Raw genomic sequence first — 11322 nt, 5'->3', positions numbered from 1 at the left:
GGGAGGATGAAGATGTTGAACGTTCTGTTGTTTTTGATTGCTTTCCTTGTGGGCGCTGATGAACTGATGCTGGGGCCGATTCTGGCCCCAATCGGTAATGATTTAGGAGTTGCGCCTGAACGAGTGACTTTGTTTATTACGACTTACAGTGTGGCACTGGCTTGTGTTGCGCCGTTTCTGGGCGCTTATTCTGATCGTCATGGCCGGATGGCCGTGCTGATTCCTGCGTCTCTGTTATTCGGACTGGCTTCTGTGGCGACCGGTGTGGTTGGCACATTTGAAGCGGGTTTAGTGACTCGGGTTGTGACTGGGTTAGCCAGCGCCGGTATGTTGCCGATTGCCTTTGCACTGGCAGCGGATGCCTCCGATGGCGAAGCGATGAAGCGGATCGCCTGGGTACAGTCCGGACTGACGCTGGGCATGATTGCTAGTCCGGCGTTGGGAGCTTTTCTGACGGAAAGCCTGTCCTGGCGAGCTGGGTTTCTGGTGCTGGGCGTCTGTGCCTGGATGGTTGCGGCGGCGCTGGGGTATCTGTCTGTCAGCGAAAAGGCGCTGCCGGTACACACAGTTGTTGCGCCTGAAGCACGCGAAGCATCACCCAGTAAAATCTGGGCGATCCCCGGTGCTGCCGGTGCGTTGCTGGCCATGTGTTTTGGTCTTGGTGGTGGAATTGGGTTATTCAATTTGATCGGTCAGCACTTACGGGACACACAGGGTGTGTCTATGTGGTCAGTCGGTAGCCTTTATGCGGCACTGGGTTGTGTCAGCGTGATCGGCAACCTGCTGATGCCGCGGTTATCGGTGCGTCTGGAAAGTGGTCGTCAGGTGATGCGTGTTGCTTTGGTGGTCTGTGTGCTGGTCAGCGTCTGGTTTTATCTGTTCCCTGCGAACAGCCTGCTGGTCCTGATACCGCCACTATTGCTGTGGTCACTGGCAGGTGGTGTGGGTTCACCGGCGTTGCAGAGTTATATCGCGGAACTGTCGCCAGCGCACCGCGGGATCCTGATGTCACTGGCGATGACCATGATGCATCTCGGTGTTGCGATGTGGTCTGGCGTTGCCGGATTCGCCTACAGTACAGGCCCGGTCGGGATGGCAATGCTTGCCATTGTGTTGTTTGGTGTGGCGATTACGGTCTTAAAACCGGTAAAAAGCAATCCGATCTGAGGTCATTCATGGCTGCCCTGTACTTGGTGAACAGGGCAGTCATTGATGATGCGTGAGCTTTCACTTTCGAGCTTTCAGTCTATTGATGAGTCTTATTTCCATCTGCGAGTAAGCAATTTCAGCGACCTTCCACTCACCGTCTTCAAGGTTGAAAGTCCAGTAGACTGATTTTTTTTCGGCATTTGTACTGCCTCTCGTCACTTCTCCGGTGTCATTTTTGATTAAGTAGTCTTTGATGATTGCGTTCATCTCGACGGTGACTGTAACGCCATTCAGTAGATCAGCTTGATTACGAATGTGCGCTCCGAAGGGAGACAGACGATTGACGCGCTCAATACTACAAATATTTGTGAATCCTTCTTTTTGCCAATCCTTTAGAAATTTATTATTTTGAACCTGAAAGCAGGTCTTCGTCATTTTAGAAGCCAGTCTCTCTGTATCCAGTGCTTGCCAATCTTTATAAGTCTCACAGATGATATCGGTGAATACTATTTCGAGCTTTTCCCATTCATATTTGCTATCCAATGTGACGAGATGACTGAGAACGTCATCCATATCTGAAAATCTATTCGATTTTTTTATGTAACTCTGAATACTCAGAATGATGTGAAATGCGAAAATGATATAAAAACCAATTTCGATAATCTCATCGCCGCCAGATGAAGATGATGAAGAGGGAGTATATGAACTATAACTCCCGGATCCAGACGAGGAAAATCCCCCGGGTCCGGCAATGGCGGATTCTGCGAACAAGGCGAGCGAGATGGATGCGAGAAAGATGAGTAGCGTCTTTGGATTCACCGAAATAGCCTCTTAACAAAGGTACTGAATAGATTGATTTTTTTTGATGGTTCAATGTGAAGGGCGGATGCTGCGTTGTTCGGATTAAGTCGGTGAGGGTAAATGTGCCCGATGAGGAAACCCTTCATCACAAGAGTGGTGTCGGGTGTTCTTTGTTTTTCCTGCTGTGTTTAACCAATCAGGTAGAACCATTTTACCCTCTTCATGATGATATTGATGACTCGCATAATAAAGTGCGCGCTTCTGATTCATTACCAATATTTACAACCGTCTCTGGTCAGAAAATGATATAAAAATTGAAGAAGCAGAATATTTGCTAAAACTTATTTTTCTGGTAATGTGCCCACTTTAAAAAACTAAAAGGAATTAGGATGAAAAATAAACTTGCACTCGTCGCTTCGCTTTTCGTTGCAAATTCGGCTTACGCTACAGTTGAGCTTTATTCTGGTGAAAATCACTGTTCGCTCGACGCTGCATTAGAATCTAAAGCGTTTAACAAGCATGCGAATACAGTCGGTACGCTAGAAGCAATAAAGCAAAAACAAAGTGAGCAAATGGGTGCCACAGAAAATGGTTACTTTATTTTTAATCCCACATACTTAAGAACGGAACGCTATTTCAATTGTAGCGTGCCGCTGAATGCCAATATTGGCCAATTCAATTTGACTGTTCATGGCACGACAGAAGACCTGAATCAGTCAAATGGTGGGTGTACTATTTCGAGATTTCGCAAGGTCAGTGACGGCGGCCAAGACAAGTGGCTCAATTATGGTACAGGAAAAGGGTTTGACTGGATTGATCTGTCAGACTCAAATGTATCTGGCGAACAATTCGTAACCTACCGTACGACGCTAAACAACGACTATGATGACAACGCAATCTTAACGTTCAAGTGTAGAACGACATGGGCTGAAGGTAGCGTATCCGTTGGTCAGATAGAATTGAGCTACTAAGGTTAAGGTCAGCGAGGGCAGTACATCGAGTGTTGCCGCTGGTGAAAATATGACAACCTGAATAAGACAAGTTTCCGCCCTGTCAGGAGAGGTTTGCACAGGGCGGGAAATATCATGTTGTATTTTTCAGGGGTTGCATATGCAGTCTGTCGGTTTCCCGAGAAGCGATTTCTGCAACTTTTCATTCACCGTCGATACGGGTCAAAGTCCAGTAGCTTAAAGAGTGTTGGCACACACTTTTCCTTTCTCAGAAATTAATGTTTATTTTTTTGATATTGGTTGATGAACTTTACGTGACCCGGTCTGTTTGCGATCTCAGCAACTTTCCAATTGCCCTGACTGAGTATGAAAGTCCAGTACCTGACGGCTTGAACATCGTCTTTTGTGCCTTCAATGATATTTCCGTTCTCAGGGAACTCCAGGTAATCTTTGACAATTGCATCTAGTTCAACTGTCATGATGATGCCGTTTTTGGCGTCAAAGTCCTTTTCAGTCTGGATGAGATAAGGTTCGAGGCTGTTAATTTTTATAATATGGCAAATGTTGACAAATCCTTCCTGTTTCCACTCTTGTAAATAAGAGTCGTTTTGTTCCCGCAAAAAGTCTTGGGTCATATACTTTGACAGTGCGGATATATTCAGGTTTTGCCATTCCCGATAAGTATGGTGCATCAATTGTTCAAAGAGAGGCTGTAAATTTTGCCACTCGAATATTTTTTCATCTTCAGAAATTTCATTTAACCGCGCTTTGGCTGTTTTTTTGAGAGTGCTTATCTGTTGTGTGTTTGACAGCTTTAGAATAAGAAGGATGGGTATGCCGATGAAAATCAGGAATGGGACGAATTCTGGCAATGAGGCGTCACTGTAATCAGAATCTGTTCGGTGATAGGAACTGTTTGAAGAACGTGAAGAAGAACTAGAAGAAGAGCCTGATGATGCAATCGAGCCACCGGGACCAGCCACTGCAGACTCTGCAATGATTGCGATGAGGAAAGCGGTTATCAGCACAAGAAGCGTTTGTTTTTTCATCGATATATCCTTAGCCAAACCGAATAGCGAAATTATTTTTATGGGTATACAGCTCAGGGCGGATGATGGCTGGTTAAAATTAAGTCGATGATTCAGTTGCTTAGCATTCAGTTGGTTGCACCAGACAACTGAATCTGACACTTGTCGTTCTGTAAGAGGTGGGAGCGAGGCGCGTCTGTTAGTATTCTTTTTTTAGCTGATGATTCAATGTTCAGGGCGGATGCAGCATTGTTGGGATTAAGTCAATGAGGGCAGATGTACCGAATGAGGACATGAGGAAACCCTGCATGACTCGATCAATGCAGGGTGTCGTTTGTGCTTGCTGCTGTGTTTTACCAGCCGGACAGAACCACTTTGCCGATCATATTGCCTTGTTCAACCAAGGCATGTGCTTTGCGCAGATTGTCTGCATTGATGGGCGTCAGGTGTTTCCGCATTGTGGTTTGCAGGGTGTCGTGCTCGACAAGTTGGCTGATTTGATTCAGTAGCTTGCCTTGCTCGGCCATATCTTCGGTCTGATACATCGAACGGGTAAACATGAACTCCCAGACGAAACCGGCGCTTTTGCTTTTGAGCGGCTCCATATCCAGCGGCTCCGGGCTTTCCACAATACTGCAAATCATGCCCTGCGGTTTGATGATGTGTGTCATCGCTGCCCAGTGGCCTGCGGTATCGTTGAGGCACAGAATATAGTCCACAGTCGGATAACCCTGCGCTGCCAGCTGTTCTGCCAGGTTCAGACGGTGATTGATCGTCAGATCCGCGCCCAGCTCAAGGCACCAGTGTTTGGTTTCTTCCCGGGATGCTGTGGCAATCACCTGAAGCCTTGCAATCTGGCTGGCGAGCTGAATGGCGACAGAACCGACGCCCCCTGCGCCCCCAATAATCAGGATACTTTTCGGACTCTGGAAGCCGTCAGCGGGAATACCGAGGCGTTCAAACAATGCTTCCCAGGCGGTGATCCCCGTGAGTGGCAGAGCTGCCGCTTCTGCCATCGACAGTGACTGGGGCTTTTTCCCGACAATGCGCGCATCCACCACATGATATTCACTATTGGTGCCGGGACGGGTGATGTCACCGGCGTAATAGACTTCATCGCCAGTCTGGAACTGCGTGACGTCTTCACCGACAGCGACGACTGTCCCCGCAGCATCCCAGCCCAGCACCCGGGGCCGGGGTTCGGTTTTGTCTTTTGGCGCCCGGACTTTGACATCGACCGGATTGACCGAAATAGCTTCGATCCGGACCAGAATGTCATGGCCGGAAACGGCCGGGGCAGGGAGTTCGATATCCATCAGGCTGTCCGGGTTCGAAATAGGTAAATAGTGCGTCAGTGCGACAGCTTTCATTCGGGATTCCTCTTTCATACGGGTTTCTTAAAGGCTTGGGTTGTAAAAAGGATAATCGGTGTAACCGGTCTCGTTGCCGCCAAAGAGCGTGGTCGGATCGGTGATGTCGTTCAGCGGGAGCTGGTGCTGTAAACGATAGGGCAAGTCCGGGTTCGCCAGAAACTTGCGGCCAAAGGCGACCAGATCGACCAACCCTGAGTGCATCAGATCCTGGCTTTTTTCCGGCGTATAATTTCCGGCAACCATGATGCTGCCACGGAAGGTCGCTCGCAGGGATCTGCGAAAGTCGGGTGAAACTTCCGGCGCGTCATCCCAGTCGGCTTCAGCCAGATGGATGTAGGCAATGCCGGTTTGCTGGAAGTGCTGTGCAGCCAGCAGGATAGCGTTGGTCACCTGCGGATCATTCATGCCACGCTGAGTAATGAAAGGGGCCAGCCGAATGCCCACTTTGTCGGCACCGATTGCCTCACTGACGGCATCGACAACATCTGTAGCAAAACGAATCCGTTTTTCCAGCGTGCCGCCATAGGCGTCTGTCCGTTGATTCGAAGTGCGGCGCAGAAACTGATCGATCAGATAACCGTTCGCACCGTGAATTTCCACACCGTCAAATCCGGCCTCGATCGCGTTGATCGCAGCCTGCTGGTAATCTGAAATGATGTTTTTGATTTCCGGCAGTGTCAGCGCACGGGGGACCGGGCAATCCTGCATCCGGCCAACGCCGTCTTCACCGACAACCCAGACCTGAGCATCCGGTGCAATCGCCGATGGCGCGACCGGTTGCCCGTCAGCATGGAAAGACGGATGCGACATCCGACCGACATGCCACAATTGCAGAAATATTTTGCCACCTTTGGCATGCACCGCTTGGGTGACAGCCCGCCATCCCTGGATCTGCTCAAAGCTGTAGATACCCGGCGTAAACGAGTAGCCTTTCCCTTGTGCGGAAATTTGGGTGGCCTCGGTGATGATCAGTCCGGCGCTGGCACGTTGGGCATAGTAATCTGCCATCATCCGGTTCGGGATATCGCCGGGCTGACTGGTGCGGGAGCGCGTCATTGGGGCCATTACAATCCGATTGGGTAGTGTGAATGCACCCAGTCGATGTGGTGAAAACAGGTTGGAATCCGGCATTTTGAAACTCCATTGAATGATTCAGTGATTGGACGCATTCAGTGTATTGTTTCAGGAAAAATTTATAATTGGCTTAAATCTGAAAACACATTTCATAAAAACTGAAGAATATGGCAAAAATTGATGACATGGCGCTGTTTGCACAGGTAGTGAAATCGGGTGGTCTGGCTGCCGCAGGACGTAAGCTGGGATTGTCTCCAGCCAGCATGACGGCCAGAATGAATCAGATCGAACAGCACTACCAAACGCGCTTATTGAACCGGAATACCCGGCACATTGCCTTGACAGAAGCCGGACAGCGTTTTTATGAAGGCTGCTTGCGGGTGCTGGAAGAAGTCGCGATGACCGAGGCGGCGCTGAATGAAGAGGAAACGGCATTGTCCGGAACTTTGCGGATCACAGCGCCGTCAGATTTTGGCAGACAGTATGTGGCACCGGCACTGGCGGCCTTTCACGCAGCACATCCTGATGTGTCGTCTCATCTTTATCTGACAGACGGCCGGTTAAAATTGATTGATGAAGGCATTGATATGGCCATTCGTATGGGGGATCTGCCCGACAGTAATCTGGTGGCGCGTGCGCTGGTGAAGAATCGCCGGGTTCTGTGTGCTTCACCAGTGTATCTTGAACAGGCGGGCATGCCGGCACACCCCGGTGAACTGGTCAACCATCGTTGTCTGGTGATGGCCTGGGGTGGGCAGGAAATGGATGAATGGTTCTTCAGCACTGAAACGGGACAGATGTCGGTGAAGGTTCGTCCTGCGCTGGTCAGTACCGATGGTGCAATGGTCCGTCAGTGGGCCGTCGATGGCTGTGGTATCGCGATGAAATCCTGGTGGGATGTCCGGAAGGATGTACTTGAAGGCAGGCTGGTCTTAATGTTCGATGATCAGATGATCGGCCTCACTCCCGGTGATTCGGATGCGGTTGGCATTCATCTGGTGTTCCCCGGCCGGAAATTCCAGCCCCGTCAGGTTCAGGCATTTTCCAGTTTTCTGCTGGACTGGATGACCGTGCAATAAAAAAACGCCGCCCCGAAACAGCGGAAGGCGGCGTGTCACACAGATACAGCGTGTTACACAGATACAGATAGAGAGACAGAGATCAGGCGGGGGCCAGATGGACATGTGCCTGACGCCGGTAAAGGAACTGCATGCTCAGCCCGGCAAGAAGAATGATCACCGCCATAATGGCAAAACCCAGTTCGGTGATTTGCAGGTGGCTCAGAATGGCAATCAGCACGAAGCTCAGCCCCTGACTCATGACAGAAAAGAGTTTCAGTCCCCCTTCGATACGCCCTCGTTCGTGAATACTCACTTCGTGGTTGAGTTTGTTCGTACGGGCGATGCGGTTCAGGGCGTTGAAGAAGCCAAGAATGACCGTCACACTCACCAGAACTTCCGGCGTCAGCCAGACAGACATGATCATCAGCAGGCATCCCATGATCATGACCGACCCTGTCATCGCTTTTTCGTGGCTGATGCAGGCCAGCAAACGGGTAATCAGGAGTCCTGTAATCAGAGCACCGATGCCATAACTGAGCGACCAGGAGGCAAACCAGCTCCCGCTGATGTGCTGCTCGGAAAAATAGACCGGAACCAGTTTCGCCAGATAGGTCAGCATCGGATAGGTCAGGCACGACAGTGCCAGAAAAAGATAAAATGCAGGCTGACGGGCGAATATCTGGCGGCTTTCCGAAAGTTGCCGGAAGAATGCCTGCGGTTGATGCGTCATCAGCTGGCGACGATAGGGCGTGAGCTGATAACTAACCGCAGCGATGCCGGAAGCCAGCGACGCCAGCAGGGCAAATTCCCGCATCGACCAGAGGTTCAGCAGGACAATCCCGGCTGCCCCGGCACCCAGCGTGGTGAGCTGTATCACCACTTCCTGCTGGCCGGTGACTTTTGCGTAATCTGCTTTGTCGTAGTTTTCCTGAGTAAAAGCATTGTTGGTGCTCCAGGCCATATCATTGGTCAGCCAGAAAATCAGCTGTGCCAGCGCCAGCAGCCAGATGGAGTCGGCCTGAAACTGAAACGCGACCAGTACAGCCAGGGCGGTGGACGACTGAATGATCTGAATGGTGACCAGAATGTTTTTTCTGGAGTGGCGGTCGATCAGAGTGGCCGTGAATGGCGTCGCGAGAAAGGATAACGCCGTGCAGACCAGTGAAACCGCCGCAACGAAAACGCCCATATCCCCTTGGCTGAGCATCACCCAGGGTAATGCCAGCATAAACATTCCCGAAGAAATACCGTCAAAAAAGCGGCCGGTAAGGTAAGTCGCAGTCCGTGACATCATGATTTCCTTTTATTTTTATGGATAGATGTGCAGAGCTTAAAACCTCAAGTAAACTTGAGGTCAAGGCAAAAGACAGATTTTGATTTGATGAAAGGAATAGCGATGGAGATGTCGGTTGGACAGGTGGCGCAGCGCGCGGACGTCAAAGTATCAACGCTGCATTTTTATGAACAAAAAGGGTTGATTCAAAGCTGGCGCAACGCGGGCAATCAACGACGGTATGATCGCAGCGTATTGCGCCGGATTGCGGTGATTAAAACGGCCCAGCAACTGGGGATGTCGCTGGAAGAAATCGGCGCGGCATTGTCCCATCTGCCATTAGATCATGCGCCGACACAGGAAGAGTGGCAGGCGATGGCGAGTCTCTGGCGACAGCAGCTGGATGAGCGGATTATGAAATTACAGAAAATGCGGGATTCCTTGGGAGAATGCATTGGCTGTGGCTGTCTGTCCCTGAAAAAATGCCAACTGCGCAATCCGGATGATGCACTGGCAGAAACAGGGACAGGCGCCGTATTGCTGGAAGCAACGTCTTTATAACGTGTCATCCGGCCTGGTGATCAGCTTTTGTGTGAAGAAGTCCACGGCGGCTCTGATCTTGGGCACCTGATATCTGGGTTTGTAATACAGCAGGTAAATTCCAAGTTTTTCAGTCGACAGGCAGGCGGGCTGCGGCAGGTCGATTTTCACCAGATCGCCTTTTTCTCTGTCTGCCTGGGTCGACCAGTCCGGCAGTAGCGCCATGACTTTGCCTGCCATCATGAGTTCACGAATGTAACGGCCGGAATTGGTGACCACATAGGGCGTGAGATTCATTGCCATCCACTGTTCCTGCTGCACAACACCCCAGCGCAGGATCTGGTTGGGTCCCCGGTAAAAAGCCACCTGATGCTGATGCAATTCCTCGTGACTGGCGGGCATGCCGAACCTGTCGAGATACCGGCGGCTGGCACACAAGTGCGGGGTGTTATCGCACAACCAGCGTGCGTGAATTCGTTCTTCAGGCATATAACCGCCTCGAATCGCAATGTCGATTTCAGCCTGTGCAAGGTCATTCACTTTATCTGAAACATCAATATCCAGCCGGATATCCGGATACAGGGATTCAAATTCATTCAGATGGGGCAGCATCTGATTTTCAAAATAATGGCTCATGCAGCTGATTTTCAGGATCCCTGAAGGCGTGTGCTGATAGGTCTGGACAAGTTCCTCGGCCTGACGGATTTGTTCGAGTGCGCGTTGACTCTGGGTCAGATAAGCCTGACCGACTTCTGTGAGTTTGATGGCACGGGTACTGCGTTTCATCAGCTCGGAACCCAGCGTTTCTTCCAGCCAGCTCAGATGGCGGGAAGCACTGGAAACGGGCAGGCGAAGTTGTTTGGCTGCGCCGGAAATGCTGCCACACTGAATGGTTGTGACAAATACTTCCATGGCTTTGAGTTTGTCCATGTGACCTCTCTTGGGTTATTTTTCCAAAATGAGCAAAAGTGTTTCCTGATTTTGCCGGGTTATTTTCATTTTCAGCAAGAGTTAAAGTGTGCCTTAACGCAATGTGAGGAACAAGATTATGAGCTACAACGCGATTCTTCTGAAAAAACGTCCGAACGTCACTATCACACCAGATGTCTTTGAAATCGTGACAAAACCGATGCCTGAGCTGGCAGAGGGGGAGTTTCTGGTCAAACAAACTCACATGTCGCTGGATCCTGCGATGCGCGGCTGGATGAGCGCAGACCGGGACAGCTACATCCCGCCGGTGGAACTGGGAGATGTTATGCGTGCCAGTGGTATCGGTGATGTGGTGGCATCCCGCCACCCTGATTTTCCGGTTGGCACCCGTGTGATGGGGATGATGGGCTGGACTGAATATTTTGTCGCCAAAGGCGGACTTTCACCGGTACCGACGACTGTACCGCAGGAAGCCTTGTTGTCTGTGGTTGCACTGCCGGGCGTGACCGCTTATCACGGTCTCTATGAAGTGCTGAAACCGGAAGCGGGACAGACACTGGTTGTGACCGGTGCTGCGGGCTCTGTCGGCTCGATGGTCGGCCAACTGGCGAAGCTGGAAGGTGTCCGGGTTGTCGGTGTGGCCGGGAGTGATGAAAAGTGCCAGTGGCTGACTGAGATGCTGGGCTTTGATGCGGCCATTAATTATAAAGATGCAGATTTTGCTGAGCAGCTGGCGGCTGTAACGCCAAATGGTATTGATCTGTTTTTCGAAAACACCGGTGGTGTGGCACAGCAGCCGATTTATCAGCGGATGAATGCCCACGGACGCATTGCCGTATGCGGCATGATTGCAGATTACAATACTGAGACGCCACAACCGGGGCCGAATTGGATGAATATTGTACGCAAACGATTGATGATTCAGGGCTTTACGATGCCAGATCATTACCACCGTTTTGCAGAATACGGTCAGAAACTGGCGGAACACCTGATGGCAGGTCACCTGAAATACCGCGCGCACATGCTGCACGGTCTGGACAGCGCGATAGAAGGCATTAATCTGCTGTTTACCGGCGAGAATCAGGGCAAGCTGATTGTTGAACTGTAAGGTCTTATTGTTTGTATCAGAGCTGTCTGTATCAG

General features: G+C 50.6%; 11 protein-coding genes. 5 read left to right on the top strand and 6 right to left on the bottom strand.

Annotation, left to right across the window (positions count from 1 at the left end; all coding sequences use genetic code 11):
- Nucleotides 1-12: 12 nt before the first annotated feature.
- Nucleotides 13-1167 (top strand): MFS transporter, encoded by a 1155-nt coding sequence (locus EA58_RS01550; RefSeq protein WP_036748122.1) that lies wholly within the window; start codon nt 13-15, stop codon nt 1165-1167.
- Nucleotides 1168-1227: 60 nt separating this feature from the next.
- Here the strand turns inward: EA58_RS01550 and EA58_RS01545 are convergent, their stop codons facing one another.
- Nucleotides 1228-1968: a Tim44 domain-containing protein gene (locus EA58_RS01545; RefSeq protein WP_036748120.1), complete on the bottom strand. Its 741-nt coding sequence runs from the start codon at nt 1966-1968 to the stop codon at nt 1228-1230.
- 371 nt (nt 1969-2339) lie between these two features.
- On the opposite strand from EA58_RS01545, the gene EA58_RS01540 reads away from it, so the two are divergent.
- Nucleotides 2340-2921, top strand: a complete 582-nt coding sequence (locus tag EA58_RS01540) for a hypothetical protein (RefSeq protein WP_036748116.1) — start codon at nt 2340-2342, stop codon at nt 2919-2921.
- 254 nt (nt 2922-3175) lie between these two features.
- Here the strand turns inward: EA58_RS01540 and EA58_RS01535 are convergent, their stop codons facing one another.
- The 3 genes from EA58_RS01535 to EA58_RS01525 all read right to left on the bottom strand — a co-directional run bounded on the left by EA58_RS01535 (nt 3176) and on the right by EA58_RS01525 (nt 6432).
- Entirely contained in the window at nt 3176-3949 is a 774-nt protein-coding gene (locus tag EA58_RS01535) for a Tim44 domain-containing protein (RefSeq protein ID WP_036748114.1), read from the bottom strand.
- Between the two features lie 332 nt (nt 3950-4281).
- Entirely contained in the window at nt 4282-5316 is a 1035-nt protein-coding gene (locus EA58_RS01530) for a zinc-binding alcohol dehydrogenase family protein (protein ID WP_235199524.1), read from the bottom strand.
- 9 nt (nt 5317-5325) lie between these two features.
- On the bottom strand, nt 5326-6432 hold the full coding sequence (locus EA58_RS01525; RefSeq protein WP_036748111.1) for an alkene reductase: 1107 nt from the start codon (nt 6430-6432) through the stop codon (nt 5326-5328).
- Nucleotides 6433-6542: 110 nt separating this feature from the next.
- Here EA58_RS01525 and EA58_RS01520 point away from each other — a divergent pair, with 110 nt between their 5' ends.
- Nucleotides 6543-7454 carry a LysR family transcriptional regulator gene (locus tag EA58_RS01520; RefSeq protein WP_036748108.1) on the top strand — a complete coding sequence of 304 codons (912 nt, stop codon included), beginning with the start codon at nt 6543-6545 and terminating at the stop codon, nt 7452-7454.
- Nucleotides 7455-7536: 82 nt separating this feature from the next.
- Here EA58_RS01520 and EA58_RS01515 read toward each other — a convergent pair whose 3' ends face one another.
- Nucleotides 7537-8730 carry an MFS transporter gene (locus EA58_RS01515; RefSeq protein ID WP_036748105.1) on the bottom strand — a complete coding sequence of 398 codons (1194 nt, stop codon included), beginning with the start codon at nt 8728-8730 and terminating at the stop codon, nt 7537-7539.
- A gap of 102 nt (nt 8731-8832) precedes the next feature.
- On the opposite strand from EA58_RS01515, the gene soxR reads away from it, so the two are divergent.
- Complete coding sequence (gene soxR / locus EA58_RS01510; RefSeq protein WP_036748103.1) at nt 8833-9270, top strand: redox-sensitive transcriptional activator SoxR; 438 nt, start codon at nt 8833-8835, stop codon at nt 9268-9270.
- Here the strand turns inward: soxR and EA58_RS01505 are convergent.
- Nucleotides 9265-10179 carry a LysR family transcriptional regulator gene (locus EA58_RS01505; protein WP_036748101.1) on the bottom strand — a complete coding sequence of 305 codons (915 nt, stop codon included), beginning with the start codon at nt 10177-10179 and terminating at the stop codon, nt 9265-9267. The genes soxR and EA58_RS01505 overlap by 6 nt on opposite strands.
- A gap of 118 nt (nt 10180-10297) precedes the next feature.
- Here EA58_RS01505 and EA58_RS01500 point away from each other — a divergent pair, with 118 nt between their 5' ends.
- Nucleotides 10298-11287, top strand: coding sequence for an NADP-dependent oxidoreductase (locus EA58_RS01500; protein WP_081819523.1), 990 nt, complete (start codon nt 10298-10300; stop codon nt 11285-11287).
- Nucleotides 11288-11322: the final 35 nt, after the last annotated feature.

Source organism: Photobacterium galatheae (genome assembly GCF_000695255.1).
Taxonomy (GTDB): domain Bacteria; phylum Pseudomonadota; class Gammaproteobacteria; order Enterobacterales; family Vibrionaceae; genus Photobacterium; species Photobacterium galatheae.
Note: the sequence above shows the minus strand (reverse complement) of the source record. Positions and strands in the feature narration are given on the sequence as shown.

Excerpts from the sequence above, each read along its gene's own strand:
- EA58_RS01550 (WP_036748122.1), top strand. The coding sequence starts at position 13 with ATGTTGAACGTTCTGTTGTTTTTGATTGCTTTCCTTGTGGGCGCTGAT.
- EA58_RS01540 (WP_036748116.1), top strand. The coding sequence starts at position 2,340 with ATGAAAAATAAACTTGCACTCGTCGCTTCGCTTTTCGTTGCAAATTCG.
- EA58_RS01535 (WP_036748114.1), bottom strand. The coding sequence starts at position 3,949 with ATGAAAAAACAAACGCTTCTTGTGCTGATAACCGCTTTCCTCATCGCA.
- EA58_RS01530 (WP_235199524.1), bottom strand. The coding sequence starts at position 5,316 with ATGAAAGAGGAATCCCGAATGAAAGCTGTCGCACTGACGCACTATTTA.
- EA58_RS01525 (WP_036748111.1), bottom strand. The coding sequence starts at position 6,432 with ATGCCGGATTCCAACCTGTTTTCACCACATCGACTGGGTGCATTCACA.
- EA58_RS01520 (WP_036748108.1), top strand. The coding sequence starts at position 6,543 with ATGGCAAAAATTGATGACATGGCGCTGTTTGCACAGGTAGTGAAATCG.
- EA58_RS01515 (WP_036748105.1), bottom strand. The coding sequence starts at position 8,730 with ATGATGTCACGGACTGCGACTTACCTTACCGGCCGCTTTTTTGACGGT.
- soxR (WP_036748103.1), top strand. The coding sequence starts at position 8,833 with ATGGAGATGTCGGTTGGACAGGTGGCGCAGCGCGCGGACGTCAAAGTA.
- EA58_RS01505 (WP_036748101.1), bottom strand. The coding sequence starts at position 10,179 with ATGGACAAACTCAAAGCCATGGAAGTATTTGTCACAACCATTCAGTGT.
- EA58_RS01500 (WP_081819523.1), top strand. The coding sequence starts at position 10,298 with ATGAGCTACAACGCGATTCTTCTGAAAAAACGTCCGAACGTCACTATC.